Below are 24,621 nucleotides of genomic sequence, written 5' to 3'. Positions count from 1 at the left end.
GTTGGGGCCGCTTCGCAGCCCAGCGCGGGGCAAGCCCGCTCACTACAACGGCGTTTAAACGACTAGGTCATTCATCTCGCAATACTCTTCCCACTCGACACCCAGCACCTCGGCCGCCTCTCTATGCAAGGCCAGCCGTGCCGCTTCGAACTCTTCCGGTGTCGATGTGTACTTGAGGGTCAGCTCCCAGGGCTGGTAGCCCTGGCTTTCGGCCTCGTCCTCGAATGCCCACTGAATCTGGTCGCGCTGGTCATCGGCGCTCAGGTCCTTGATCTCTTCTTTAAGCTGCGGCGATTCCTCAAGGTATTTCTCGAGGGCTGCTTGATGCCGAACTTCCTGGGTCATTTCAGTCGTGGTCATGTCGTTCTCTTAGATCGAGGAATGGGGATGCATCTGGGTCATCAAGGTTGCGCAGATACAAAAGAGCGGGCGCAAATGCCGGCTCGTCTGGCCTTCAGAACCATTCTGGGATCATCTGAAAACATTGCCTTTGAAACGGTGGAACCTTTGTTGCCTTTTTGCCCGAGACAGGAATCGAACCTGCGACCTTCGCGTTACGAGTGCGCTGCTCTACCGACTGAGCTACACGGGCGGTGGGCTAAAGCTAGCACCGCATCGGAAGTCCGGCAACTTGCCGCCGTCAGCGAGCAATCACCCCTTGGGCCCAAAAGCGTGGCTGAAGGTAAGTGCCATGGGCGTCCAGGTACTGCTGCTGGGCTTGCTTGATGTGAGGTACGTCACGCACAGCGATCACGATCAACAGACCAACGGCCAACACGCTCAGTGTTTTCCAGATGCCCCAGGCGAATGACCGCTCGACACCGACAGCGGTTCGCCACACATGCAGCGCCATCAACCAGCCTACCACCAGCGCCAACCAGACTTGAGAGTTGGGCATCACCATCACACCGTCGACCATCGATTGCACCAACGCACCGATCAGCGCGGCAAACAGACACAGCCGCAGCAGGTCTGCACGTTCGGCGCACTGCGCACGCTCACGCAGTACCCCGAGCGTGGCCCACCCGCCTCGCCACGCCAAAACCGTAACGCACAGCGCCGATGGCACCCCCCATTCACTGGCCCACTGCAGGATGGCCTGGTGGGGGTGAGCGGCAATCTTGTTGGCAACATCGGCAAAATGCATCGGCCCGAACCCCAGCCATGGCCTCTCGACGAGCATGTGCCAGGCCTGCCACCAGATCGGGCCGCGCCCCGACAGCGAGGTGGTGAGGCGATCGCCGGCAGCATTGGCGATCTCGATCCCCAGGTAATCCGCCAACACCGCAAACACCAGCCAATACAGCAACAACCCGCCAAGCACTGCGGCGAGTTGCCAACCCAACCAGCGTCGGCCCCATAGCCCCAGCACTGCCAACACCCCACCCGCCGCGCCCATGCCGAGCCAGGTGCCACGCGTGCCGCCGCCGATCGCGATCATCCACCACACGCACAGCAACGCAAACACTGCAGCTTTGAGCGAGCGGGAGAGCGTGGGGATCAACAAGGGCAGCGCCAGCAGCGGCAGGGTGAACGTCTGGAATTGACCGTAGAAGCGTTTGTTGGAAAAGCCCGACAGCAACAGGTCAGGATCCAGCGTCCGCTCGGCACCGGCGAACGCAAGCACGCCCGCATACACGTATTGAACCGACTTGATCAGGCACAGCAGCACCACCACCATGATCAAGACGCGATCCAAAGACTCGCCCCCGTGACGACGCAGCAAGGCAAACGCCACGGCAATCGCCCCGCAACTGACAAACAACGCCACTTCGGCAAACGCCCAGAGGGGCTGATGGGCCAGCGCTGATGACACCAGGCCCAGCACGATAATGAGCGTCAGGCCCAGTGCGGTGGGCCGGTCCGTCAACTGTTCAACGCGGAAGACCGACAGCCCGTACAGCACCGCGCAGAGCCCGACGGCGATCTGCATCGCCCGTTGCAAATCATGCCCACTGAACGGTGCACAAATCCCGACAACCAGCAGACACACCACTGTGACCAGAAAAATACTGCCGCGCTGCTGTACGGATAACGACATCGGCCACCTCTTACGTCCATGTTGTCAGTTCAGCACTTATGCCCCGTCGGCGCCGCAGCCCTTGGCGACATACTTTGCGTCGGCGGTGGTGGTGCATTTCCAACCGGTGGTGGCATTGCGCGTCAGGCTGATGGTCTTGCCCAGCACCGGCGCTGGAGCGTCGAGTATTTCGCAGCTGATAGAGCCCGCACCCGTGCCTACATCGCCTGCCACGTCGATCTTGCAGTTGGCTGTCGGGCTGGTGCCGCCGATCAATGCGAGGGTCGGTACGGTGCCCTGGTTGAGGGTGTCTTCGTACCCGGGTTTCAACGCAGTGATTTCAGCCAGGCCTGCGGTGAACTTGGCCTTGGCCTGGTGGGTGGTGTACATGGGCAGGCCAATGGTGGCCAAAATGCCAATGATTGCCACGACGATCAACAGCTCGATCAGGGTAAAACCTTTTTGACGTATCACATTCACTCTCCAGGATAGAACTCATGACAAGGCGCGTCCTGCGCCCCGTATTTTGCAGCGGCGCCAGTGTACTCATCCGCAGGCGGTCAAGCGCCTGCAAGACGCACATTCTGACATTTTATCCTGCACCGCCAGCGTGTCCGAAGTCGTCACCTGACTAAGCTATAAATCTTCGACGACCTCTGTGCGGAACCGTGACATGGACAACGCTGCAACGATCTACGCCTGGGAAGGCATCAACCGCAAAGGGCGCAGGGTGTCCGGACAAACCACAGGGCACAACCTTGCCCTGGTCAAGGCTCAGTTGCGCCGGCAAGGCATCAGCCCAGGGGCTGTGTACAAGAAATCCGCCTTGCTACCGAGCCTCGCGCCGTCGATCAAATCGGCGGACATCACCCTGCTTACTCGACAGCTGGCCACGCTGCTGAAGGCTGGAATCCCTCTTCTACAAGCCTTCGACATTATCGGTGAAGGCTTCGAAAGCCGCCCTGTGCGCGAGCTGGTGCAGGGGTTGAAACAGGCAATCGCCGCCGGCACCAGCCTGGCCGAGGCGCTGCGCAAACAACCGCGCTATTTCGATGAGCTGTACTGCAACCTGGTGGCCGCCGGTGAACAGGCTGGCGCACTTGAAACGCTGCTGGAGCGCGTGGCGATCCACCGCGAAAAGAGCGAGCAGCTACGGGCCAGGATCAAAAAGGCCATGACCTATCCGATCGCAGTCCTGGTGGTCGCCAGCCTGGTCACCGGCGTGCTGCTGATACAGGTAGTGCCACAGTTCCAGAGTTTGTTCGCCGGGGTCGACGGCAAGCTGCCCGAGTTTACCTTGCAGGTCATCGCCCTCTCCGAGTTCACGCAAAAAGCCTGGTGGGTCGTGGCCCTGGGCATGCTTGCCGGAGGCTTGGGGTGGCGCCAAGCGTATCGCACCTTCCCTGATTTTCGTCTGCGGGTAGACGCCGGTTTGTTGAAAGCGCCCCTGGCAGGCAAACTGCTGAAAAAATCCGCAGTGGCCCGCTACGCCCGTACGCTTTCCACCACCTTCGCCGCCGGTGTTCCATTGGTGCAGGCGCTGGATTCAGTGGCCGGCGCCGCAGGATCGGGGCCATTCAGACAGGCAATCGAGCACATGCGACATGATGTATCCACCGGTATGCAATTGAATCAATCCATGGCCGCCAGCGGCCTGTTTCCCGGCATGGCGATCCAGATGACGGCCATCGGCGAAGAGTCGGGCACGTTGGACCGCATGCTGGAAAAAGTCGCCAACCATTACGAGGCTGATGTGGACAACCTGGTCGATAACCTCACCAGCCTGATGGAACCGCTGATCATGGTGGTATTGGGGGGCATCGTCGGCGCGCTGGTGATCGCCATGTACCTGCCGGTCTTTCAGTTGGGGAGCGCGTTTTGAGCCTGCTATTGGTTGAGCAGCCCTGGGCTTTTGTGGCGATGGCCGGGGTGCTGGGGCTGATCGTCGGCAGTTTTCTCAACGTACTGGTGTGGCGCCTGCCGAAAATGCTCGAACGGGAATGGCGCGCCCAGGCCCACGAAGTGCTCGGCTTGCCCGCTGAGCCTGCCGGGCCGACCTACAACCTGATGCACCCCAACTCCTGCTGCCCGCACTGCAACCATCCGATACGCCCATGGGAAAATATCCCGTTGCTCAGTTACCTGTTTCTGCGCGGCCGCTGCGCCCATTGCCAAGGTCCGATCAGCGCCCGCTATCCACTCACTGAACTGGCGTGCGGGTTGATCTCGGCCTGGGTGGCCTGGCATTTCGGCTTTGGCTGGCAGGCGGGCGCGATGCTGGTGCTGAGTTGGGGCTTGTTGGCGATGAGCCTGATCGATGCCGACCATCAACTGTTGCCGGATGCGCTGGTGATGCCGCTGCTCTGGCTGGGACTGATCGTCAACGCGCTTGGCCTGCTGACTACGCTACCCGATGCCCTCTGGGGCGCGGTTATCGGGTACATGAGCCTGTGGAGCGTGTTCTGGCTGTTCAAGCTGACCACCGGCAAGGACGGCATGGGCCACGGCGACTTCAAGCTGCTGGCACTGCTCGGTGCCTGGGGTGGCTGGCAGATCCTGCCGATGACACTGCTGATATCGTCGCTGGTCGGGGTGTTCGTAGGCTTGATCCTGATGCGCCTGCGCAAGGCCCGGGCGTCGACACCGATGCCGTTTGGTCCGTATCTGGCAATTGCCGGCTGGATTGCATTGCTCTGGGGTGGTCAAATAACCGACTTCTATTTGCAGTCTGTCGGTTTCAGATGACCACTTCTGTTGCAACACCCTGGATTCTAGGCCTCACCGGCGGCATCGGCAGCGGTAAAAGCGCAGCGGCCCAGCACTTTATCGACCTGGGGATCGACCTGGTGGACGCCGACCACGCGGCGCGCTGGGTGGTCGAACCTGGCCGGCCGGCACTGGCGCGCATCGCCGAGCATTTTGGTGCCGGCGTGCTGCAGCCGGACGGCCAGTTGGACCGAGGGGCATTGCGCAAGCTGATCTTTGAAGTACCCGAAGAGCGCCGCTGGCTCGAAGCCTTGCTGCACCCGCTGATTGGCGATGAGATTCGTAGCCATCTGGCGCGCGCGAAGTCGCCTTACGCGATACTGGTGTCGCCGCTGCTGATCGAGTCTGGCCAGTACAGCATGACCCAGCGCATCCTGGTGATCGACGTGCCGCAATCGCTGCAGATTCAGCGTACCCTGCAGCGCGACGGCATCAGCGAACAACAGGTGCAGGCGATCCTCAAGGCCCAATCCAGCCGCGAAGACCGCTTGAACCATGCCGATGACGTGCTGGTCAACGACCAGGACCTTGCCTGGCTGCACAGCGAGGTCGAGCGACTGCACCACTTTTACCTTACTTTGCGTGGAGGCCGATCATGAGCCAACCCTTGACCGTCGACTGCCCAACCTGCGGCGCCCCCGTGGAATGGACAGCGACCAACCTCAACCGGCCGTTCTGCTCGGACCGCTGCAAACTCATCGACCTGGGCGCCTGGGCCGCTGAGGAACATAAGATTCCGGTGGCCCCGGATGCCGAAGACGAGCTGTTTTCCGAAGACCTTCCGCCGCGTCACTAAGGGCGCATAAAGGCATACTCCTGCTGGTCGTCGAGGTTTTCTGCAAGGTATTGCAGCTCGTCGGCCAGGTCTTCAAAGCTGCGCACGCCCTTGCTCTGCTGCACCACCGCGCTGAGCATGGCGCGCAGGGTCAAGCCTGGGTCGAAACCGATTTCCAGCGCCGCATCCTGGCTTCTGCGCAACTCCTGCCGCGCCCACTCGTACACACTCATGATCCGTGCTCCCGCCTTGCCTAGGAAAATTTGGCAGAGCATGGGCCTGCTCGGTCGGGCGGGATTTGATCTGGGTCAACGCTCTGAATCGCCGTCCTTCCAGGGTGCCGAGAGGTAGCGCGTGCGGTTGAAAGTCTCCAGCCATTCCGGGCAGAACACCACCAAGGCGCTGATGACCATGCCGTTGATGAAGGCTTCGGGAAAGATGATCAGCCACAGATAACCGACAAAATCCTCCAGCCATTCCGGCATGGCAAAACGGCCGTCGAGCCACAAAAGCCCCAGCCCTAGTAGCAAGCACAGCAGCGCCGACAGCGCGGCCGCGAAAAAACCGGAACAGAAGATATACACAAAGGGATTGCGTGGCTGCGCACGCTCGACCAGCAGCGCGCAGGCTTCGGTGACCAGCACCGGCAGCACGATCAGCAGCAGGCCGTTGACGCCAAGTGCTGCAAGGTCCTGGCGCCCCAGCGCCATCAGACCCAGCTGGGCGGCAAAGCCTCCGACGATGGCCAGGGGCCAATCCAGCAGCAGGGTCACGGCAGTCATGCCGATAAAGTGGTAGGACACCCCCGTATCAAAATCCCGCCGCACCAGCCAAAGCATGAACAACGCGAACACGGTGCCGAACAGCAGATGCTGGCGCCGTCGGTCGGCAAACAGTTCGACCCAAGGTGAACGCAAGATGGCCCACGCCACCACAGGTGCGTACAACAGCCAGCCGATGCCCATTGTTGTCGGCGCCAACATGGCGGCACTGATCACGGCAGTACTCCCCCTGCGTCGGACATTAGTCGGATGATCAGTCTACACCGACGTTTCACAAGGGTACTTCCTGCGGTCATCATTTGGGCGCTAAGCTGCTAGCTATGGATGACTCTGATTACTTGCGCCTGCTCACCGTAGCGGCCGAACAAGCCAATGCGTTCTTGTCCAATGCCCGCAAATGGGAGCGTGAGCGTTGGGTCTGCCAGCGCCTGCTGCAAGGCTTGAACGTGCCCTACCGGGCCGAAGAATTCCACGCCGCCGGGCAAGAGCCCCCGGATGTGCTGTTTCGCGATGCCAGCTTCGAGGTGTTTTTCGTGCTGGACGAGGGCCGACGCTTGAATGACGAATGGCGCGACGAGTTGCTGCGCCGACGCAGCGCGTTCTCCCTGAGCCAGTTGGTGCGTCGCGAAGCCAAGCCGCGACGCATCCCGGCCCATGAGTTCTTACTGCGCCTGGCGCCCACGCTGCGCAAGAAGGCCCATAACTACAAAGAGCGCGGCATGGACCTGGGGGAGCTGGATATCGTCGCCTTCACCAGCCTCAAGCGTGAAGTGCTCGACCTCAATAGCCACTTCCCGCCACCGACGGAATACCTGCGCCAGGGCTGGCGCTCACTGTCGCTGGTGGGGCCGACTTTCGCACGGGTGTTGTTCGCCCATCCGGATGCGCCGGATTTCTTGCGCAACAACCTGGGTCGCAGCATAGTGTTCGACGTGGGTATCAGCCTCTGAGCCCCCGGACTGTAACGTGGCGCCCTTTTGCAACGTCTACCTGACGAGGCCTTTATGACCAGCCGCCTGAACCCCGATGACCAACAGCATGTCGAAGAGTACCTGCAACTCTCCCAGAACCGAGTCGAGCGCAAGCCTTTCCGGCCGTGGCTGCTCCTTGGTGTGGTGTTGGCAGTGGTGATCGGCCTCGGCTTGCTGAGTCGCCTTTTGAGTTACCTGACGCTATGAGCTGCCTGGCGCTCGCGGGGGTAACTGCTCCGATTTCTTTTAGCCTTGCGAGATATCCCCATGACCCATCGTATTATTATCGTCGGCGGCGGCGCCGGCGGCCTGGAGTTGGCTACCCGCCTGGGTAAGACTCTGGGCAAGCGCGGCACCGCCAGCATCACGCTGGTGGACGCCAACCTGACCCATATCTGGAAGCCCTTGCTGCACGAAGTGGCAGCCGGTTCGCTGAACTCTTCCGAAGACGAACTCAATTATGTCGCCCAGGCCAAATGGAACCACTTCGAGTTCCAACTGGGGCGCATGAGCGGGCTCGACCGCGAACAGAAGAAGATCCAGCTGGCCGCCACCCTCGACGAAGAAGGCCGTGAGCTGGTGCCCGCGCGGGTACTGGGCTATGACAGCCTGGTGATCGCAGTCGGCAGCACTACCAACGATTTCGGTACCGAAGGCGCAGCGCAACATTGCCTGTTCCTCGACACCCGCAAGCAGGCCGAGCGCTTCCACCAGCAATTGCTCAACCACTACCTGCGCGCCCATGCCGGGCAGACGGATGTGGTGGAAAAAATCAGCGTCGCCATCGTCGGCGCAGGGGCTACGGGGGTCGAACTGGCCGCCGAACTGCATAACGCAGCCCATGAGCTGGCCGCCTACGGCCTGGACCGCATCAAGCCGGAAAACATGCACATCACCCTGATCGAAGCCGGCCCGCGGGTACTGCCTGCGCTGCCGGAGCGGATCGGCGTGCCGGTGCATAAAACCCTGGAGAAGCTTGGCGTGACGGTGCTGACCAACTCGGCGGTCAGCGAAGTGACTGCCGATGCGCTGATCACCAGCAGCGGCCAGGTCATCCCTGCGAGCCTCAAGGTATGGGCGGCCGGTATTCGCGCGCCGGGTTTCCTCAAGGACATCGATGGCTTGGAAACCAACCGAATCAACCAATTGCAAGTGCTGCCGACGCTGCAAACTACCCGCGACGAAAACATCTTCGCCTTCGGTGATTGCGCCGCCTGCCCGCAAGCGGGCACCGACCGTAATGTGCCACCACGGGCCCAGGCAGCTCACCAGCAAGCTTCACTGTTGGCCAAGTCGCTGAAATTGCGCATCGAGGGCAAGGATCTGCCGTCGTACAAGTACACCGACTATGGGTCGCTGATCTCGCTGTCGCGGTTCTCGGCGGTGGGCAACTTGATGGGCAACCTCACCGGCAGCGTAATGCTGGAGGGCTGGTTGGCGCGGATGTTCTACGTGTCGTTGTACCGCATGCACCAGATGGCGCTGTATGGGGTCTTCCGCACAGCGATGCTGATGCTGGGCAGCAAGATTGGGCGCGGGACTGAGCCACGTCTTAAATTGCACTGATAACTCGGTCTCGGATGGGACCTTGTAAAGGTGGGAGGGGGCTTGCCCCCTCCCACATTTGCTTTGCGGTGAGCTCAGGATTTACGCGCACAAAAAAAATCCCCGTATCTTTCGATACGAGGATTTTTAATATGGTCGGGGTAAGGGGATTCGAACTCCTGACATCCTGCTCCCAAAGCAGGCGCGCTACCGGACTGCGCTATACCCCGGTAAAAAAAAGGCGACCTTTCAGTCGCCTTCTTCGATCAGCGCTTTTGGCCTCTGATCTTAAGATTCGATTCCAGCGCTAACTGGTCTCAAAAATGGTGGGTCGTGTGGGATTCGAACCTACGACCAATTGGTTAAAAGCCAACTGCTCTACCAACTGAGCTAACGACCCAAATATGGTCGGGGTAAGGGGATTCGAACTCCTGACATCCTGCTCCCAAAGCAGGCGCGCTACCGGACTGCGCTATACCCCGGTTTTGAAATTGGCTCCGTGACCAGGACTCGAACCTGGGACCCAATGATTAACAGTCATTTGCTCTACCGACTGAGCTATCACGGAACTACATATTTCAAATGTACAACTTTTACTGCTGTGTAACCTTCTCTTCGACTTGCCCGTATCGCTACGTTCATGTGTCTGAGGCGCGCTATTCTACAATCTTAAAAACCCCTGTCAACCCTTTAAATTGCTTTTAAGACAATGATTTGCGCTTGTTTCTGATTTCTTCTTGGGGAGAAGAAACCCGTGGGCTGACGTTGCTGCGGGGCGCACTTTACAAGCCTTTGCCTTACAGTTCAACGCCCTATCGAAAAAAAAGGCCTCGCAATGCGAGGCCTTCTCTTATTACCCAGCAGTTGGGGCTCAGTGGAAGACGATTTCGTCGTTTTCCACCGTTGCCGTGACGCTGGTCCCTGGCATAAAGCTACCCGACAGGATCAGCTGGGCCAGCGGGTTCTCGATCCAGCGCTGGATCGCACGTTTCAACGGCCGTGCGCCATACACCGGGTCGTAACCCACCGCGATCAGCTTGTCCAACGCCTCCTGGCTCAGGTCCAGCGACAACTCGCGCTCGGTCAGACGGCCACGCAGACGACCCAGTTGGATCTCGGTGATGCCCGCAATCTGATCCCGTGCCAAAGGCTCAAAGATCACCACTTCATCGACACGGTTAATGAATTCCGGGCGGAAGTGCGTGGTCAACGCATCCATCACCGCCGCACGCTGGGCTTCACGGTCGCCCACCAATTCCTGGATCTGCGCCGAGCCCAGGTTGGAGGTCATCACGATCACCGTGTTGCGGAAGTCCACCGTACGCCCGTGGCTGTCGGTCAGGCGGCCATCCTCCAGCACTTGCAAGAGGATGTTGAACACATCCGGGTGCGCCTTCTCGACCTCATCCAGCAGGATCACCGAGTAAGGCTTACGCCGCACGGCTTCGGTCAGGTAACCACCCTCCTCGTAGCCCACATAGCCTGGTGGAGCGCCAATCAGGCGAGCCACCGAGTGCTTCTCCATGAACTCAGACATGTCGATTCGCACCATGGCCTCTTCAGTATCAAAGAGGAACTCGGCCAAGGCCTTGCACAGCTCGGTCTTACCCACACCGGTCGGGCCGAGGAACATGAACGAGCCGCTCGGACGATTCGGGTCGGACAAACCGGCCCGGGAGCGCCGCACCGCATTGGACACCGCCACCACGGCCTCTTCCTGACCGATGACACGCTGGTGCAACAGGCTTTCCATTTTCAGCAGCTTGTCGCGCTCGCCTTCGAGCATCTTCGACACCGGGATACCGGTCCACTTGGAGACGACTTCGGCAATTTCTTCCTCGGTCACCTTGCTGCGCAGCAACTGGTTCTCGCTTTTGCCGTGCTGGTCGACCATCTGCAGGCTGCGCTCCAGGTCCGGGATCACCCCGTACTGCAACTCAGCCATGCGGTTCAGGTCGCCTTTACGGCGGGCAGCTTCAAGTTCCTGCCGCGACTGCTCGATCTTTTGCTGGATCTGGGCAGAGCCCTGTACTTCGGCTTTTTCCGAGGTCCAGATTTCTTCCAGGTCCGAATACTCACGTTCCAGACGGACGATTTCTTCCTGGAGTTTTTCCAGGCGTTTCTTCGCCGCGTCGTCTTCTTCTTTCTTCAGGGCCTGGGACTCAACTTTCAGTTGAATCAGGCGCCGGTCCAGACGGTCGAGCACTTCCGGCTTGGAGTCGATTTCCATGCGGATACGGCTGGCCGCCTCGTCAATCAAGTCGATGGCCTTGTCGGGCAATTGACGGTCGGTGATATAGCGATGGCTCAATTTGGCCGCCGCAATGATCGCGCCGTCGGTGATCGCCACCTTGTGGTGGACCTCATAACGCTCTTTCAGGCCACGCAGGATGGCGATGGTGTCTTCTTCGCTCGGCTCTTCCACAAGCACTTTCTGGAAGCGACGCTCAAGGGCCGCGTCCTTTTCAATGTACTGGCGGTATTCGTTGAGCGTGGTCGCACCGACGCAGTGCAACTCACCGCGCGCCAAAGCGGGTTTGAGCATGTTGCCGGCGTCCATCGAACCTTCGCCTTTACCGGCACCGACCATGGTGTGCAGTTCGTCGATAAACAGAATGATCTGCCCTTCCTGCTTCGACAGCTCATTGAGCAGGGATTTCAGGCGTTCTTCGAACTCGCCACGGAACTTGGCACCGGCGATCAACGACCCCATGTCCAGGGACAGCAGGCGCTTGCCTTTGAGGCCGTCCGGCACTTCTCCGTTGATGATGCGCTGGGCCAGCCCTTCGGCAATCGCGGTTTTACCCACGCCAGGCTCACCGATCAATACCGGGTTGTTCTTGGTACGACGTTGCAGCACCTGGATGGTGCGACGGATTTCATCGTCACGGCCGATTACCGGGTCAAGCTTGCCCTCTTCGGCGCGCTTGGTCAGGTCAACGGTGTATTTATCCAGGGCCTGGCGCGACTCCTCGTGGTTGGGGTCGTTCACCGCATCGCCGCCACGCAGGTTGTTGATGGCGTTTTCCAGGGCTTTCTTGCTCACGCCCTGACCCAGCAACAACTTGCCGAGCCTGCTGTTCTCGTCCATGGCGGCGAGCAGCACCAGTTCACTGGAGATGAACTGGTCACCTTTCTGCTGGGCCAGGCGGTCTGCCTGGTTGAGCAGGCGCGCCAGATCCTGCGACATATTCACGTCGCCGGTAGGATTTTGGATTTTCGGCAGTTGGTCGAGCTCTTTGCTCAACTCCTTGCGCAGGCTGTTGACGTCAAAGCCCACCTGCATCAGCAAGGGTTTGATAGAACCACCTTGCTGTTCCAGAAGCGCCTGCATCAAGTGCGCAGGCTCAATGGCCGGGTGGTCGAGGCCCACCGCCAAGGATTGAGAGTCAGACAGTGCCAACTGCAATTTGCTGGTTAAACGATCAATACGCATTAGTCACCTTCCTTTTGAGCAGGCCGGAGCTATAAAACATCCTGAATGAAGAAACCTGCCAGATACCCCTATAGATGGGGAGGATTCTGCAAGATTCAAGCGAGCGATGGTCGATATGGACCGGGTTTGACCCAGGTCAAGAGAGTCTAGCGTTCAAGCCAGATAAGCGAGGCGAAACGTCCGGTGCGGGGGCTGCGCCGGTAGGAAAAGAAGCGCGGGTCGGTCACCGTGCAGAACCCACCACCATAAACAGCCATGACACCGCGCGCGGCGAGACGCAAGCGGGCGAGCTTATAGATGTCGGCCATGAACTTGCCGGGGTTGCGGCTGGGCACAAAGGCTTCGGCAGTGGCCGGCAGTTGCTGCATGAAGGCTTCACGCACTTCCGGGCCGACTTCAAAAGCTTGCGGACCAATCGCCGGGCCGAGCCAGACCAATACGTCATCAGGCTGGGCATCGAGGCTTTCGAACGCCGCCTCCAGGACGCCCGCCGCCAGCCCACGCCAACCGGCATGAGCAGCAGCCACACGGGTACCAGCACGGTTGCAGAACAACGCAGGCAGGCAATCGGCGGTCATGGAGGTGCAGGCGATGCCGGGGGTGCTGGTCCAGCTGCCATCCGCTTCGGCGGTGCGCAACGGATCGGCCTCAACCACGGTGATTCCGTGGACTTGGCGCAACCAGGCAGGCTGTATGTCGAATACATCGGTCAGACGACGGCGATTTTCAAGGACGGCCTCCAGGCTGTCCTCGACATGATCGCCCAGGTTGAGGCTGTCGAACGGCGCCAGGCTGACGCCGCCCGCACGCGTAGTGACGCAGGCTTTGACCTGGGCCGGCGCGGGCCAGTCAGGTATCAGCCAGTCACTCACCCGACAAACGCCTCGCGATCCTGCTTGAGCAACGACAACAACCAGACCAGATCGTCCGGCAGAGGCGATTCCCAGCTCATCCGCTTACCGCTCGTCGGATGGTCCAGCTCCAGGAAGCGTGCGTGCAGTGCCTGGCGCGGGAAGGTTTTCAACGACTCAACCATGGTTGCGCTGGCCGCCGGTGGAATACGGAAGCGCCCACCGTAGGCCGGATCACCGACCAACGGGAAGTTGATATGCGCCATATGGACGCGAATCTGGTGGGTACGCCCGGTCTCCAGCTTGACCCGCACATGGGTGTGGGAGCGAAAACGCTCGAGCACACGATAGTGGCTCACGGCCTGCTTGCCGCCCTCCATCACCGCCATACGCTGGCGCTGCTGGCCGTGACGACCGATTGGCGCGTTGATCTTGCCACCCGCCACCACCACGCCGATCACGATGCATTCGTAGATCCGGCTGACGCTGCGGCTCTGCAATTGTGTGACCAACTGCGTCTGAGCCTGAATGGTCTTGGCCACCACCATCAAGCCGGTGGTGTCCTTGTCCAGACGGTGCACGATGCCGCAGCGCGGGACGTTGATGATGTCCGGCACATGGTGCAACAGGGCATTGAGCAAGGTGCCATCAGCGTGCCCGGCCGCCGGGTGAACCACCAGGCCTGCGGGTTTGTTGATGACCAGGATGTCGTCGTCTTCATAGACGATATCCAGCTCGATGTCTTGGGCGACCCATTCTCCCTGGGCTTCCTGCTCGGCAGTCAGCTCAAGAATCGCACCGCCATGGACTATGTCTCGCGGGCGGATAACCGCTCCATCCACAGTCAGGCGGCCGTCTTTGATCCAGGCGGAAAGGCGCGAGCGCGAGTGCTCAGCGAATAATTGTGCGGCGACTTGATCGAGGCGTTGGCCGCCCAATTCGGACGGCACCTCTGCGCGAAGTTCAATTTTATCGGACATGCTCAGACTAGGCGTGGCGTAGCCTTTGGTTTCGGCTGCGCGCTTGTGGTTAAATACGGCGTCTTTTGCCCCGAGGCTTTCAACGGGGCGCTCATCATAACAGGACGGCCCCGCCCAAGACAGCGGCCGTCATAGGGACGCAAGCCGCCATGCAAGTGAAACACCTGCTGCTGATCGCCATCCTCGCCATGACTGCTGCTTGCTCGTCAACAAAGGACGTCGTCGACGAAAACCTGAGCGAAGCCGAGTTGTACCAACTGGCTCAGAAAGACCTGGACAACAATAGCTACACCAGCGCCACAGCGAAGCTGAAGGCACTGGAGTCGCGCTATCCGTTCGGGCGTTATGCCGACCAGGCCCAGCTCGAACTGATCTACGCCAACTACAAGAACGCCGAGCCGGAAGCCGCCAAGTCCGCCGCCGAGCGTTTCATCCGCCTGCATCCGCAGCACCCGAACGTCGACTACGCCTACTACATGAAGGGCCTGACTTCGTTCGACCAGGACGTCGGCCTGCTGGCGCGCTTCCTGCCGCTGGACATGACCAAGCGTGACCCGGGCGCTGCCCGCGACTCCTACAACGAGTTCGCCCAGCTGACCAGCCGCTACCCCAACAGCCGCTACGCGCCGGACGCCAAGCAGCGCATGATCTACCTGCGCAACCTGCTGGCGTCCTACGAGATCCACGTGGCCCACTACTACCTGACGCGTCAGGCCTACGTAGCAGCCGCCAACCGTGGCCGTTATGTTGTCGAAAACTTCCAGGAAACCCCCTCCGTGGGTGACGGCCTGGCCGTGATGACCGAGGCTTACCAGCGTCTGCACCTGGACGAGCTGGCCAGCACCAGCCTGGAAACCCTCAAGCTCAACTACCCGGACCACCCAAGCCTGAAAGACGGCCAGTTCGTGCCTCAGGTTGCTGAAGCCGACAACCGTTCGTGGCTGAGCAAGTACACCCTGGGCCTGATCGAGTCCCGTCCACCGCTGCCGCCGGGCGAAACCCGCGCCAACCAGGACGTGATCAAGCAGTTCCAGGACGCCAAGGAAGCCATTCCTTCGGAGCTCAAGCCTCACGACGAGAACGGCGACGTAATCGAAGAGGAAGAGCCACAAGCTCAGGGCAACAACCAGGATCGCTCGTGGTTCAGCTACATGACCTTCGGTGTGCTCGACTGATTGCACCCTGCGTCATCAAAAAGGAGCCTTTCGAGGCTCCTTTTTTGTGGGCGGTATTATTGCGCTGTGCGCCTGACACGTCCTTGGCTAAACTGGCGCATTCCTCGTCGAGAAACTGCCCATCATGCTTCGTTTATTGTTCTGGATTGCCGTCATTGCCGCCGCAGTATGGTTCTGGCGCAAATTCAAAAGCCCGGCCGCTAAACAGCAACGCGCCAGTGAACCTGGCGCTGCCCTGATGGTGCGCTGCGCCCACTGCGGCGTGCACTTGCCGCAGGATCGCGCCTTGAGCTCACGCCAGGAGTGGTATTGCACCCAGGCGCACTTGGAGCAAGGGCCGAAGTCTATCCAGCGTTGATCCGACCTTCGGGCGCATAAGGCGCCGGGTCGATGATCGGCGCACGCATCAGCAGCAAATCGGCAAACAACTGGCAGGACGCCGGCGCGAGCACCAGGCCGTTGCGGTAATGCCCGCAGTTGAGCCACAACCCCTTGAAGCCCGGTACCGGGCCGATGTAAGGAATGCCCTCCGGCGAACCGGGGCGCAATCCGGCCCAATGCCCGACGACTTCGGCGTCCGCCAGCGCGGGAATCAACTCCACCGCTGACGCCTTGAGGCTTTCAAGCGCCTTGTCGGTGGGCGTCTTATCGAAACCTTCATGCTCCAGGGTACTGCCGATCAGGATATGCCCGTCACGCCGAGGGATTGCATAACGCCCCTTGGCCAGCACCATGCTCGACAAGAAGTCCGAGGCGCATTTGTACAGAATCATCTGGCCTTTGACTGGCTCCACCGGAAGCGACAAACCCAGGGTGCCAAGCAACTCACCGCTCCAGGCTCCCGCCGCCAGTACCACCTGGTCGCCAAGAACCGGGCCCTGCGCCGTGTTCACACCCACCACGCTACCGGCGTCCACGACAAACCCGGTCACTTCGCACTGCTCATGAAGGGTCACGCCGGGTAACGCCAGCAGCGCTGCCTTGAGGGATTTGACCAAGCGCGGGTTGCGCACATTGGCGACGTTGGCCATATAGATCGCCTGGGAATACCCGCCCCCCAGCACCGGAACAGCGTCATGGGCGGCCGAGATGTCCACTTTACTCAGTGGACGGCCTTCCCGTGCCGCCCAGGCCAGGGCTTCGGCTTCATCGTCCAGGTCCAGCCAGTACAGCCCTGTGGTGTGCACCTCTGGGTCGACACCCGTCGCAGCAAACAAGTGCTCCGCCAGTTGTGGATAAAAATCCTGTGACCAATGGGCCAGCGCCGTGACCGCCGGGCTATAGCGCCACGGATACAAGGGCGAGACGATGCCACCACCGGCCCAGGATGACTCCTGCCCCAATCCCGCGCGCTCCAGCAGCACAACCGCCTGCCCTTGGGTGGCCAGGTTGAATGCCGTCAACAAGCCGATGACTCCGCCACCGACAATCACCACTTGCTGTTGCTTAGCCATCATTTGATCCAGCCGATAAATAGGAACAAGCGCGCCCGGCGCCCAATCATCCAGAACCCTCATCATTGCCCCCAGCACAGCTTGCGGGACATGTCAGGTGCAGCGCCCGGATTCGTCCGCGCGCCCGTGCCGGTCAGGCCGAAGTCGCCGCAAGGGTCGCCGGCCATCACCGAATCGACGACCGGCGTGGCCAGCAGCTGAAAATCCTGGGGGTTCAATGCAGCGGTGATTCTATAGCGATCATTGCCCCCACTGACGCTGCTTGCGTCAATAAAAGTGCCGTTCCTCGCATAAAATCGCTCCAGGTAGTGAGCCTGCTCGGTCAATAGCGCGACGATCTCAGCGCGATACACCTTTTTGAGGTGGCCGGTATACCCAGGGTAAGCAATCCCGGCCAGGACCGCGGCAATCGCCACGGCGATGAGTAGCTCGATCAGGGTAAAGCCTTGGCTGTCCATGCCCATTCAAATTGCTCCTTATGTGCGTCTATTGAAGTTGTCGCCATGCCACTCGCCGAAAACGCGAATTGCCCTCCTGTTCTGTCCGCGCGTAGACGCTCTCCAATACTGTGCGCAATTGGCCGCTTAGCCCGACTGCCGTCACTCGATATACCGCCGCCGGCGTTTGCGGTGGCAGGTGCGCCAGCCCTACAGCCGGCCCCAGGAATTGAATGCCGTACAGACCGCCTGTCAGTGCAACCCAGGTGACGCCCGAACCAGGGTCCACTCCGGGCGCAAGCACCGAAAAGGCCGCCTGCGGTGGCGCACAGGTGATAATCGACCGGCACAAGGGCAGTGTCGAAAATGACTGTTGTATCGCTGACTCTCCGCGCCTCAAGCCACTCTCGGCACTTTGCAGCGACTGATTACGGTGCCAGAGGCTGCCCGTGATCTTTTGCTGAATGACCGCGCCCTGCATCGATGACAAACCGATCAGCGACAACAGCAACAAGAACACCAGGCTGATCAGCAGCACCATGCCGGCCTGGCGGAAACGAATCGCCTTTGTGAGCACCATGGCCGCCCTACCCCACACGGTTACGCAACGCCGCCACGACGCTGTAGGTTTGATCTTTGACCCGGCCGGCCGGGTCTTGCAGGGTCATCAGGATGCGCACACTGCGTATCAGCGACGCGTCGGCCGGCCTGGCGTCGTAGCGCTCCACCTCCATCGAGGTGGGCTTGGCGGCCACGCCAAAACTGAGATCGAACGCCTGCACGTTATCCACCAGTACCGCCTTGGCGGGCGAGGCAGGCGTGCTGACCTTCAATTGGCCCGCTTCGAAGGTGTAGGTCAGTTGACGCAGTGCAAAACGGATCTGTCCGGGGGCAGGCGCGGGGGCGTTTCCGGTATAGGCCTGGGCGGTCCCGGTGCAATCGGACAACACCGTCCAGTCCGGCTTACCATTCCCATCGCCGACATCCGTGGTCACCAGCGTCAGCGATTGTGCATCCCCCCCGACGCTCCAGCTGACCGGCCGATCAAAAGCCGGTGGAGCATTCTCGATAAACCCGGTGGCCAAACAGCCAAACATGCCCGCCTGACGGATATCCTGGAGCATCTTGCCCAGCACAAACCGCGCATCATCCTGCAGTAACAGAGCGGCCTGCTGGCTGGAGTGGGTGATGTTGGCGTTGATCGCCACCTGGCTGACACCGAGGACCAGCACCAACCCCAAGGCCAGAGCCAGCAGCAACTCCACCAGGCTGAAACCTCGAGCTCGCCGCCTCACTGCGCCACCGCCGGCTCATCGGCTATGCGGCTGGTCAGGGTGAAGGTTTCCCGGGCACCCGGCCTGTTTGTGCCTCGACTGTCGTCCCAGCTGATACTGACGACCACCTCACGCCCACTGACCGACACCGAGCCTTTGGCGCTCTCCCCGGCAAATCCGAGAATATTGGCCTCGAAATCGTGCAGGTCCAGGTCGCGCACGTTGGCGGTAGCGGTATTGGCCAGCGCACGCTCAGCTCGGCCCCACGTGTAATCGGCGGCGGCATTGGCGCGGATTCGGTCGAGCATGTCGTAGGCAATGAAACTGGCCTGACTGGTCATTCTGGAACTGTCCGTGTATTTGAGCGCATTGAGCTGGATCACCGCCGCGCCCAGCAGGCCGATGGCCAGAATCAGTACCGAGACCAGCACCTCGATCAGCGTCATGCCGGCTTGTTGCCGGGTTAAGGCGTGGGGCAAACAGGTATTCGTGCAGACAAGCATTACCGTCGTCATCCGTGTCGAGGTCCGAAAAAAAGCAGGTGAAACCTGCTGTGCGGCCCAAGACTAGCGCCGGTTTTTCGCCTGCGCTGCTCCAGGAACAAAGGGAAATACTTTGGACATAAAGGCCATCATTCAACGCTATCGCTTGAGCGCTATACCTAGGGCTGCACCCACATCCACGGAGGGATGACACATGCAGCAACGAGGCTTCACCCTGATCGAACTGCTGCTCGGACTGATCGTGAGTGGCATCCTGGCCAACCTGGCAGTGCCCAGCTTCAAGAGCCTGTTGGAATCACAGCAGCGATACAGTGCGGCGCAATCCTTGGCCGGCGGGCTACGCTACGCACGCGCCGAGGCCGTCGCACGCAACCGCCCGGTGGTCATTCACGCATTGGAAGATGATTGGAGCCTGGGTTGGCGGGTAATCGTGGACGTCAGCGGACGCGGCCACTTGGACGATGACAACCCGGTGCTGCTGGAGCGCCAAGACAGTGGACGGGGTCCGATCGTGGGCAATGGACCGCTCAAGAGCCAGGTTCGCTTCAGCGGCCTGGGCGAGCCGATATTTTCAGGCGGCGGATTCCGTGCCGGCACTGTGCATGTGTGCGCCAGGGAGCAGGCGCAGAGCCTGCATCAGATCGTGCTGGCGCCCAGCGGGCGGATCAGCCTGCGCAGCGACAGTGCCGAGCAGGCGCTGTGCCGGAATCAATCCGGCAGCCGGGCACTCAGAGCAATGAGCGAACCCGCAGTTCCTTGGGCATGGAGAACGTGATGTTCTCCTCGCGACCGGCCAGTTCATCAGCACCAGTCGCCCCCCAGGCGTGCAGTTGCTGGATAACACCGCGCACCAGCACTTCGGGGGCCGAAGCGCCTGCCGTGATGCCGATACGCTCGACCCCATCGAACCAGCTGCGCTGCATGTCTTCAGCGCCGTCGATCAGGTACGCAGGCGTTGCCATGCGCTCAGCCAACTCACGCAGGCGGTTGGAGTTGGAGCTGTTGGGGCTGCCGACAACCAGGACCACATCGCATTCATCGGCCAGTTGCTTGACCGCGTCCTGTCGGTTCTGGGTGGCGTAGCAGATATCGTCCTTGCGCGGCCCGCCGATGGCCGGGAAGCGACTGCGCAGCGCGTCGATCACGCGGCTGGTGTCGTCCATGGACAGGGTGGTCTGGGTCACGAATGCCAGGCGCTCGGGGTTCTGCACCTGCAGGTTGGCGACGTCTTTTTCGTCTTCCACCAAGTAAATGGCGCCGCCATTGCTGGCGTCGTACTGGCCCATGGTGCCTTCGACTTCCGGGTGGCCGGCGTGGCCGATCAGGATGCACTCGCGACCGTCACGGCTGTAGCGTGCGACCTCGATATGGACCTTGGTGACCAGTGGGCAGGTGGCATCGAAGACTTTCAGGCCACGGCCTGCCGCTTCGGTACGCACTGCCTGGGACACACCGTGGGCGCTGAAAATGACGATAACGTCATCCGGCACCTGGTCCAGCTCTTCGACAAAGATGGCGCCGCGGGCGCGCAGGTCTTCGACCACGAATTTATTGTGGACGACTTCATGGCGCACATAAATCGGCGGCCCGAAGACTTCCAGGGCGCGGTTGACGATTTCAATCGCCCGGTCCACGCCAGCGCAGAAGCCACGGGGGTTGGCGAGTTTGATTTGCATGCTGTGCCTCGTGTCTTGCAGCCGTTTTGGGTCAGGCGTGACGCTAACCCAACTGACAATGAAGATCAAAGGTGGGAGGGGGCTTACCCCCGATGGCGGTGGGTCAGTCACAGATGTACTGACTGACACTCAGCTATCGAGGGCAAGCCCCCTCCCACATTTTCTGAACTGCGTCGTTGATCAGATCGCTTTAACGTCGATGATTTCAACGTCGAACGTCAAGGTTTTACCGGCCAACGGGTGGTTGAAGTCGATGGTCACTTGCGCGTCATCGAAGGTTTTCACCACACCGGGCAGCTCGGTATTCGCCGCATCGTTGAAGATCACCAGCAGGCCTTCCGACAAGTCCATGTCCTGGAACTGCGAACGCGGGATGATCTGCACGTTTTGCGGGTTGGGCTGGCCAAAGGCGTTTTCCGGCAGGATCTGCAAGGTGCGCTTGTCGCCCGCCTTGAAGCCGAACAGAGCCGCTTCGAAACCCGGCAGCAGGTTGCCATCACCGACCTTGAAGGTCGCCGGGGCTTTGTCGAACGTGCTGTCGACCGTGTCGCCATTCTCCAGGCGCAATGCAAAATGCAAAGTGACTTCCGTGTTCTGGCCGATACGTTGCTCAGCCAATACCTGATCAGTCATTGACGGTCTCTCCGGTTTTCTTGCTTTTGAACATATCCAACGCCAGCATGATTGCACCGACGGTGATGGCGCTGTCGGCAAAGTTGAACGCCGGGAAGTAATGGCGGTTCTGCCAATGCACCAGAATGAAGTCGATCACATGGCCCAAGGCAATGCGGTCGTACAGGTTGCCCAGCGCGCCGCCCAGCACCAGTGCCAGGGCAACGGCCAGCCAAGTGTCATCGCGACCAAGGCGCTTGAGCCATACCACCAGCACCCCACTGACCACCAAGGCGATCACAGCGAACAACCAGCGCTGCCAGCCACCACCGTCAGCCAAAAAGCTGAAAGCGGCGCCGGTGTTGTAGGCCAGGGTCCAGCTGAAGTAATCCGGGATCACCACGATTTGCTGGAACATCTCCAGGGAACCCTCGAAATGAGCCTTGCTGACCTGGTCGATGACCAGGACCAGCACGCTCAGTACGAGCAAGCCCAAACGTCCGAAACGGCTGGAAGCGTTAGGCATAGTGACGAACCTCACCAGCACCCGAGATGTTGTCGACACAACGACCACAGATTTCCGGATGCTCAGGGTTCACGCCGACATCTTCGCGGCAGTGCCAGCAACGGGCGCACTTAGGGAAGGCCGACTTGACCACTTTGAGCTTGAGGCCCGGCACTTCGGTCGCCACCGCATCCGCCGGGGCCTGGGCAAAGGGTGCCAGGCTCGCGGTGGAGGTGATCAGCACGAAGCGCAGCTCGTTGCTCAGCTTGGCCAGGTCGGCAGTCAGGCCTTCCTCGGCGAACAGGGTGACTTCGGCTTGCAGGTTGCCACCGACGGCCTTGGCCGCACGCTGTACTTCCAGCTCCTTGTTCACCGCGACTTTGACAGCCATCACGCCTTCCCAGTACTCGCGGCCAAGCTCGAAGTCGGCCGGCAGTTCGGTCAGGCCTTCGTACCAGGTGTTGAGCATCACCGACTCGTTACGCTCGCCCGGCAGGTATTCCCACAGTTCGTCGGCGGTGAAGGCCAGGATCGGCGCGATCCAGCGCACCAGCGCTTCGGAGATGTGGTACAGCGCGGTCTGCGCCGAACGGCGCGCCTTGCTGTTGGCGCCGGTGGTGTACTGGCGGTCCTTGATGATGTCGAGGTAGAAACCACCCAGCTCCTGCACGCAGAAGTTGTGGATCTTCGAGTACACGTTCCAGAAACGGTATTCGCCGTAGTTTTCCTGCAACTCACGCTGCAGCAACAGGGTACGGTCCACGGCCCAACGGTCCAGGGCGAGCATGTCCTCGGCCGGCAGGATGTCGGTGGCCGGGTTGAAACCGGTCAGGTTCGACAGCAGGAAGCGTGCGGTATTACGGATACGACGGTAGGCATCGGCGCTACGAGCAAGGATCTGGTCGGACACGGCGATTTCGCCCGAGTAATCGGTCGAGGCGACCCACAGACGCATGATGTCGGCGCCCAGGGTGTCGTTGATCTTTTTCGGCTCGATCACGTTCTTCAGCGACTTGGACATCTTGCGGCCCGTCTCGTCGACGGTGAAGCCGTGGGTCAGCAGTTCGCGGTACGGCGCGTGGTTGTCGATGGCGCAACCGGTCAGCAGCGACGAGTGGAACCAGCCACGGTGTTGGTCGGAGCCTTCCAGGTACAGGTCGGCACGCGGGCCGGTTTCGTGACCCATCGGGTGCGAGCCGCGCAGCACGTGCCAATGAGTGGTACCCGAGTCGAACCATACGTCGAGGGTGTCGCTGATCTTGTCGTACTGCGGCGCTTCATCGCCCAGCAGCTCGGCAGCGTCCATTTTGAACCAGGCTTCGATGCCTTCCAGTTCAACGCGCTGGGCCACTTCTTCCATCAGCTCAACGGTACGTGGATGCAACTCGCCGCTTTCCTTGTTCAGGAAGAACGGGATCGGCACGCCCCAGTTACGCTGGCGGGAGATGCACCAGTCCGGACGGTTGGCGATCATCGAGTGCAGGCGCGCCTGGCCCCAGGCCGGGACGAACTGGGTGTCTTCGATGGCCTTGAGCGAGCGTACACGCAGGGTGTCGCCACTGGTCGGTTCTTTGTCCATGCCGATAAACCACTGCGCGGTGGCGCGATAGATCAGCGGGGTCTTGTGGCGCCAGCAGTGCATGTAGCTGTGCTTGATGGTTTCGGTGTGCAACAGCGAACCGACTTCCGACAACTTGTCGATGATCGAATCATTGGCCTTGAAGATGAATTGGCCACCGAAGAACTCCAGCGACGGTGCGTACACACCATTGCTCTGCACCGGGTTTAGGATGTCATCGTTGACCATGCCGTAGGCTTTGCAGGTCACGAAGTCGTCCACGCCATAAGCTGGCGCGGAGTGAACGATACCGGTGCCGGCGCCCAGTTCAACGTAGTCCGCCAGGTACACCGGCGACAGACGGTCATAGAACGGGTGACGGAAGTTGATCAGTTCCAGCGCGGAGCCGGTGGTGGTCGCAATCACCGAACCTTGCAGTTCATAGCGAGCCAGGCAGGCCTCGACCATTTCCTCGGCCAGCACCAGCAGGCGATCACCGACGTCCACCAGGGCGTAGGTGAATTCCGGGTGCACGTTCAGCGCTTGGTTGGCCGGGATGGTCCACGGGGTGGTGGTCCAGATCACGATGGCCGCCGGCTTGCTCAGGGTTGCCAGGCCAAAGGCCTCGGCCAGCTTGGCGTCGTCGGCGACCGGGAAGGCCACGTCGATGGTCGAGGACTTCTTGTCTTCGTACTCGACTTCCGCTTCGGCCAGGGCCGAACCGCAGTCGAAGCACCAGTTCACGGGCTTTAGGCCCTTGAACACAAAACCGCCTTTGACGATTTCGGCCAAGGCACGGATTTCACCGGCCTCGTTCTTGAAGTTCATGGTCTTGTAGGGGTTATCCCACTCGCCCAACACGCCGAGGCGGATGAATTCGGACTTCTGCCCTTCGATCTGCTCAGTGGCGTAGGCGCGGCACAGCTCGCGGGTTTTATCCGCGCCCAGGTTCTTGCCGTAGGTCACTTCGACTTTGTGTTCGATCGGCAGGCCGTGGCAGTCCCAACCCGGAACATACGGCGCGTCGAAGCCCGACAGGGTCTTCGAGCGCAGGATCATGTCCTTGAGAATCTTGTTCAGCGCATGACCGATGTGAATCGTGCCGTTGGCATAAGGAGGGCCGTCGTGCAGGACGAATTTCGGACGATCCTTGCCAATCTCGCGCAACTTTCCGTACAGGCCAATACTGTCCCAGCGCTGCAGGATCTGCGGTTCGCGCTGTGGCAGGCCGGCCTTCATTGGGAAGGCGGTGTCCGGAAGGTTTAGCGTGGCTTTATAGTCGGTCATTTAAGGCTCTTCGG

The 24,621-nt window shown here is 60.6% G+C and carries 27 protein-coding genes and 5 tRNA genes; 10 read left to right on the top strand and 22 right to left on the bottom strand.

The features are described from left to right. Positions 1 to 54 precede the first annotated feature (54 nt). The 4 genes from AO064_RS22710 to AO064_RS22695 all read right to left on the bottom strand — a co-directional run bounded on the left by AO064_RS22710 (position 55) and on the right by AO064_RS22695 (position 2,491). Positions 55 to 360 carry a DUF6388 family protein gene (locus tag AO064_RS22710; RefSeq protein WP_064054729.1) on the bottom strand — a complete coding sequence of 102 codons (306 nt, stop codon included), beginning with the start codon at positions 358 to 360 and terminating at the stop codon, positions 55 to 57. 159 nt (positions 361 to 519) lie between these two features. Beyond that, a tRNA-Thr gene (locus tag AO064_RS22705) sits at positions 520 to 592 on the bottom strand. 48 nt (positions 593 to 640) lie between these two features. Further along, entirely contained in the window at positions 641 to 2,041 is a 1,401-nt protein-coding gene (locus AO064_RS22700; RefSeq protein ID WP_064054728.1) for an O-antigen ligase family protein, read from the bottom strand. Positions 2,042 to 2,077: 36 nt separating this feature from the next. After that, positions 2,078 to 2,491, bottom strand: a complete 414-nt coding sequence (locus tag AO064_RS22695; RefSeq protein ID WP_043206123.1) for a pilin — start codon at positions 2,489 to 2,491, stop codon at positions 2,078 to 2,080. A 202-nt stretch (positions 2,492 to 2,693) separates the two neighbouring features. Here AO064_RS22695 and AO064_RS22690 point away from each other — a divergent pair, with 202 nt between their 5' ends. The 4 genes from AO064_RS22690 to yacG are packed head-to-tail and all read left to right on the top strand — an operon-like array spanning position 2,694 to position 5,582. Next, positions 2,694 to 3,902 carry a type II secretion system F family protein gene (locus tag AO064_RS22690; protein WP_064054727.1) on the top strand — a complete coding sequence of 403 codons (1,209 nt, stop codon included), beginning with the start codon at positions 2,694 to 2,696 and terminating at the stop codon, positions 3,900 to 3,902. Further along, positions 3,899 to 4,765 carry a prepilin peptidase gene (locus tag AO064_RS22685; RefSeq protein WP_064054726.1) on the top strand — a complete coding sequence of 289 codons (867 nt, stop codon included), beginning with the start codon at positions 3,899 to 3,901 and terminating at the stop codon, positions 4,763 to 4,765. The genes AO064_RS22690 and AO064_RS22685 overlap by 4 nt, the downstream gene beginning before the upstream one ends. Then, complete coding sequence (coaE, locus tag AO064_RS22680; RefSeq protein WP_012722158.1) at positions 4,762 to 5,385, top strand: dephospho-CoA kinase; 624 nt, start codon at positions 4,762 to 4,764, stop codon at positions 5,383 to 5,385. The genes AO064_RS22685 and coaE overlap by 4 nt, the downstream gene beginning before the upstream one ends. Then, the gene (gene yacG, locus AO064_RS22675) at positions 5,382 to 5,582 is read left to right on the top strand and encodes a DNA gyrase inhibitor YacG (protein WP_064054725.1); all 201 of its coding nucleotides are present in this window, start codon (positions 5,382 to 5,384) and stop codon (positions 5,580 to 5,582) included. Before coaE ends, yacG begins: the two co-directional genes overlap by 4 nt. Here the strand turns inward: yacG and AO064_RS22670 are convergent. Beyond that, positions 5,579 to 5,794, bottom strand: coding sequence for a hypothetical protein (locus AO064_RS22670; protein WP_012722156.1), 216 nt, complete (start codon positions 5,792 to 5,794; stop codon positions 5,579 to 5,581). The genes yacG and AO064_RS22670 overlap by 4 nt on opposite strands. A 75-nt stretch (positions 5,795 to 5,869) precedes the next feature. After that, positions 5,870 to 6,559 (bottom strand): energy-coupling factor ABC transporter permease, encoded by a 690-nt coding sequence (locus AO064_RS22665; protein WP_012722155.1) that lies wholly within the window; start codon positions 6,557 to 6,559, stop codon positions 5,870 to 5,872. 104 nt (positions 6,560 to 6,663) lie between these two features. Here AO064_RS22665 and AO064_RS22660 point away from each other — a divergent pair, with 104 nt between their 5' ends. From AO064_RS22660 to AO064_RS22650, 3 genes are read left to right on the top strand one after another with little or no spacing between them, the layout of a single operon-like run. Next, positions 6,664 to 7,293: a DUF1780 domain-containing protein gene (locus tag AO064_RS22660; protein ID WP_010213242.1), complete on the top strand. Its 630-nt coding sequence runs from the start codon at positions 6,664 to 6,666 to the stop codon at positions 7,291 to 7,293. A 54-nt stretch (positions 7,294 to 7,347) separates the two neighbouring features. Then, a complete protein-coding gene (locus AO064_RS22655; RefSeq protein ID WP_046034083.1) occupies positions 7,348 to 7,521 on the top strand; it encodes a DUF3094 family protein in 174 nt (57 codons plus the stop codon). Positions 7,522 to 7,581: 60 nt separating this feature from the next. Beyond that, the gene (locus tag AO064_RS22650) at positions 7,582 to 8,880 is read left to right on the top strand and encodes an NAD(P)/FAD-dependent oxidoreductase (protein WP_012722153.1); all 1,299 of its coding nucleotides are present in this window, start codon (positions 7,582 to 7,584) and stop codon (positions 8,878 to 8,880) included. Between the two features lie 132 nt (positions 8,881 to 9,012). Here AO064_RS22650 and AO064_RS22645 read toward each other — a convergent pair. From AO064_RS22645 to rluD, 7 genes are all read right to left on the bottom strand, one after another. Next, a tRNA-Pro gene (locus AO064_RS22645) sits at positions 9,013 to 9,089 on the bottom strand. Between the two features lie 94 nt (positions 9,090 to 9,183). Continuing rightward, positions 9,184 to 9,259 (bottom strand) — tRNA-Lys (locus tag AO064_RS22640). A 5-nt stretch (positions 9,260 to 9,264) separates the two neighbouring features. Then, positions 9,265 to 9,341 (bottom strand) — tRNA-Pro (locus AO064_RS22635). Between the two features lie 10 nt (positions 9,342 to 9,351). Continuing rightward, a tRNA-Asn gene (locus AO064_RS22630) sits at positions 9,352 to 9,427 on the bottom strand. 303 nt (positions 9,428 to 9,730) lie between these two features. Further along, the gene (gene clpB / locus AO064_RS22625) at positions 9,731 to 12,295 is read right to left on the bottom strand and encodes an ATP-dependent chaperone ClpB (protein WP_064054724.1); all 2,565 of its coding nucleotides are present in this window, start codon (positions 12,293 to 12,295) and stop codon (positions 9,731 to 9,733) included. A gap of 146 nt (positions 12,296 to 12,441) precedes the next feature. Further along, positions 12,442 to 13,167 (bottom strand): peptidoglycan editing factor PgeF, encoded by a 726-nt coding sequence (pgeF, locus tag AO064_RS22620; RefSeq protein WP_064054723.1) that lies wholly within the window; start codon positions 13,165 to 13,167, stop codon positions 12,442 to 12,444. Continuing rightward, positions 13,164 to 14,126: a 23S rRNA pseudouridine(1911/1915/1917) synthase RluD gene (rluD, locus tag AO064_RS22615; protein ID WP_010565584.1), complete on the bottom strand. Its 963-nt coding sequence runs from the start codon at positions 14,124 to 14,126 to the stop codon at positions 13,164 to 13,166. The genes pgeF and rluD overlap by 4 nt, the downstream gene beginning before the upstream one ends. A 149-nt stretch (positions 14,127 to 14,275) precedes the next feature. Between rluD and AO064_RS22610 the strand changes: the two genes are divergently transcribed. Further along, the gene (locus AO064_RS22610; protein ID WP_064054722.1) at positions 14,276 to 15,301 is read left to right on the top strand and encodes an outer membrane protein assembly factor BamD; all 1,026 of its coding nucleotides are present in this window, start codon (positions 14,276 to 14,278) and stop codon (positions 15,299 to 15,301) included. Positions 15,302 to 15,425: 124 nt separating this feature from the next. After that, positions 15,426 to 15,659, top strand: a complete 234-nt coding sequence (locus tag AO064_RS22605) for a PP0621 family protein (protein WP_046034087.1) — start codon at positions 15,426 to 15,428, stop codon at positions 15,657 to 15,659. Here the strand turns inward: AO064_RS22605 and thiO are convergent. From thiO to pilV, 5 genes are all read right to left on the bottom strand, one after another. Continuing rightward, positions 15,646 to 16,755 carry a glycine oxidase ThiO gene (thiO, locus tag AO064_RS22600; protein ID WP_012722148.1) on the bottom strand — a complete coding sequence of 370 codons (1,110 nt, stop codon included), beginning with the start codon at positions 16,753 to 16,755 and terminating at the stop codon, positions 15,646 to 15,648. The genes AO064_RS22605 and thiO overlap by 14 nt on opposite strands. Before the next feature lie 62 nt (positions 16,756 to 16,817). Then, a complete protein-coding gene (locus AO064_RS22595; protein ID WP_064054721.1) occupies positions 16,818 to 17,219 on the bottom strand; it encodes a type IV pilin protein in 402 nt (133 codons plus the stop codon). A gap of 22 nt (positions 17,220 to 17,241) precedes the next feature. Beyond that, complete coding sequence (locus AO064_RS22590) at positions 17,242 to 17,772, bottom strand: pilus assembly PilX family protein (protein WP_064054942.1); 531 nt, start codon at positions 17,770 to 17,772, stop codon at positions 17,242 to 17,244. A 7-nt stretch (positions 17,773 to 17,779) separates the two neighbouring features. Next, positions 17,780 to 18,487 (bottom strand): prepilin-type N-terminal cleavage/methylation domain-containing protein, encoded by a 708-nt coding sequence (locus AO064_RS22585; protein WP_064054720.1) that lies wholly within the window; start codon positions 18,485 to 18,487, stop codon positions 17,780 to 17,782. Continuing rightward, positions 18,484 to 18,969 (bottom strand): type IV pilus modification protein PilV, encoded by a 486-nt coding sequence (pilV, locus tag AO064_RS22580; RefSeq protein ID WP_064054719.1) that lies wholly within the window; start codon positions 18,967 to 18,969, stop codon positions 18,484 to 18,486. Before pilV ends, AO064_RS22585 begins: the two co-directional genes overlap by 4 nt. A gap of 193 nt (positions 18,970 to 19,162) precedes the next feature. On the opposite strand from pilV, the gene AO064_RS22575 reads away from it, so the two are divergent. Continuing rightward, positions 19,163 to 19,744 carry a GspH/FimT family pseudopilin gene (locus tag AO064_RS22575; RefSeq protein WP_064054718.1) on the top strand — a complete coding sequence of 194 codons (582 nt, stop codon included), beginning with the start codon at positions 19,163 to 19,165 and terminating at the stop codon, positions 19,742 to 19,744. Here AO064_RS22575 and ispH read toward each other — a convergent pair. The 4 genes from ispH to ileS all read right to left on the bottom strand — a co-directional run bounded on the left by ispH (position 19,698) and on the right by ileS (position 24,607). Beyond that, entirely contained in the window at positions 19,698 to 20,645 is a 948-nt protein-coding gene (gene ispH, locus AO064_RS22570; protein WP_012722142.1) for a 4-hydroxy-3-methylbut-2-enyl diphosphate reductase, read from the bottom strand. The two genes, AO064_RS22575 and ispH, sit on opposite strands and share 47 nt — an antisense overlap. A gap of 180 nt (positions 20,646 to 20,825) precedes the next feature. Further along, a complete protein-coding gene (fkpB, locus tag AO064_RS22565; protein WP_173390393.1) occupies positions 20,826 to 21,263 on the bottom strand; it encodes an FKBP-type peptidyl-prolyl cis-trans isomerase in 438 nt (145 codons plus the stop codon). A gap of 7 nt (positions 21,264 to 21,270) precedes the next feature. Continuing rightward, positions 21,271 to 21,783, bottom strand: coding sequence for a signal peptidase II (gene lspA, locus AO064_RS22560; protein ID WP_064054717.1), 513 nt, complete (start codon positions 21,781 to 21,783; stop codon positions 21,271 to 21,273). Further along, positions 21,776 to 24,607, bottom strand: a complete 2,832-nt coding sequence (gene ileS / locus AO064_RS22555) for an isoleucine--tRNA ligase (protein ID WP_064054716.1) — start codon at positions 24,605 to 24,607, stop codon at positions 21,776 to 21,778. Before ileS ends, lspA begins: the two co-directional genes overlap by 8 nt. Positions 24,608 to 24,621: the final 14 nt, after the last annotated feature.

The sequence above is a fragment of the Pseudomonas marginalis genome, assembly GCF_001645105.1.
GTDB classification, from domain to species: domain Bacteria; phylum Pseudomonadota; class Gammaproteobacteria; order Pseudomonadales; family Pseudomonadaceae; genus Aquipseudomonas; species Aquipseudomonas petroselini.
The sequence above is the reverse complement of the archived record's forward strand: the minus strand, read 5'-3'. Positions and strand labels throughout refer to the sequence as shown.